Source organism: Phocaeicola faecium (assembly GCF_014837055.1).
In the GTDB taxonomy this organism is placed as follows: Bacteria; Bacteroidota; Bacteroidia; order Bacteroidales; family Bacteroidaceae; genus Phocaeicola; species Phocaeicola gallinarum.
Window position 1 is genome coordinate 1 of sequence record NZ_JACSPQ010000031.1, and the last position, 1507, is coordinate 1507.

Consider the following 1507-nt stretch of genomic DNA (forward strand, 5'->3'; position numbering starts at 1 on the left):
GTTGTGGACTGCTCGATTGAGACCCCAATCTGTCCGATGGTCGGCAAGAAGCTGTCCGACCATCCGCGCCCGATCATCGTGCCGGTGCTGCGCGCCGGCCTGGGCATGCTCGACGGCATGACCCGCATGCTGCCGACCGCCGAGGTCGGGTTCCTCGGCATGAAGCGTGACGAGGAGCATCCCACGCAGCAGATCACCTACGCGAACCGTCTGCCCGACGACCTGACCGGCCGCCAGTGCTTCCTGATCGACCCGATGCTCGCCACCGGCGGCACGCTGGTCGCCGCCACGCACTACCTGGCCGAGCGCGGCGCCAAGGATGTGACCGCCGTGTGCATCCTGGCCGCGCCGGAGGGCATCGAATTCGTCGAGAAGAACATCGACCCGTCCATCGACTTCAAGGTGGTGGTGTGTGCGGTGGACGAGGGCCTCAACGAGAAGGCCTACATCGTCCCCGGTCTGGGCGATGCCGGCGACCGCCTCTACGGCGTCATCGACTGAGCCCGTCCGCCTGTTACGGAAAATCCCGGCTACCGAATACCTGGTGGCCTGGATTTTTGCTACACCACGCCCGATGCACCCGGGCCATTTGTGACTCTGCGATATCGCGGCTGTGATACATGATCCCAGAGCCGCGAAATTCCGCCATTCTTGCGAGACATCGCAGAGTCACGAAGTATCAGAGTCCGGAAACAGGACCCGAAGATATGGTGGTCGAACCAGGCATCGCATTCGGCCCGGCTCACATATCCGCGAACGACACCAATCGCACGTTCCCGTCCTCCGCCGCACGCGCCCGAAGTCGGTCGGTGAACCCGGCTTTGGAGAACAACATGTAGTCCTTGCGCTCCATATCCACCAGCGCACTGCGGTACCGCAACTGCTCAAGCTCGGGGATATCGGTCGATTTGCCGCGCCATTTGCATTCGCAATACAGACGGCGGCCGGACGGCTTGCCGTCCGCGATGATGTGGATCTCCTCCTGCCGCTTGGTTCGCGGATCGCCTCCCCACCATCGGCCCATATGGGTGAGCAGGAACGGCACCCGGTCGGTTGCAGTATTGGCCCATAGCCACTGGCGGCATATGTCCTCGAACACGCCGCCCATGTAGTTCGGCAGATCCTTCATGATGAGCTGGACGGCGATATCGGCATGTCCCGACTCGATCAGTGACATATTGTCGGGGATATACCGATACCAGAAACGAAAGAGCAGGTCCTCGATCCGCCAGATGCCGCGACGGCTCCCCTCGGGATAAGGTGTCTCCTTGACGATGATGCGCAGATCCGACAGGTTGCGCAGATAATGGGAGAGCACGGTTTGTTCGATATGGGAGCCGTTGGCTATCTTGACGCCGCTGCTCGCCCCTGACGCGATGGTCCGGATGATGTTGTTGTACTCAGCCGGCTTCCGCAGCTCCTCCTGCAGCAGCTTGCCGGGCTCTTCAAAGAGGTAGGCCGAAGGGTCCAACACGTTCCAACGCAGGTTTTCCTCCAGGCTCACGCC

Annotated in this window: 2 protein-coding genes; one reads left to right on the forward strand and one right to left on the reverse strand. The window is 61.8% G+C overall.

The window, feature by feature from the left end:
• On the forward strand, window positions 1-501 hold a 501-nt coding region (upp, locus tag H9626_RS15660; RefSeq protein WP_191710812.1), incomplete at its 5' end, for a uracil phosphoribosyltransferase.
• Between the two features lie 241 nt (window positions 502-742).
• On the opposite strand, the gene H9626_RS15665 is transcribed toward upp, so the two are convergent.
• Window positions 743-1507: DUF234 domain-containing protein (locus H9626_RS15665; protein ID WP_191710813.1), on the reverse strand; the 765-nt coding region annotated here is incomplete at its 5' end.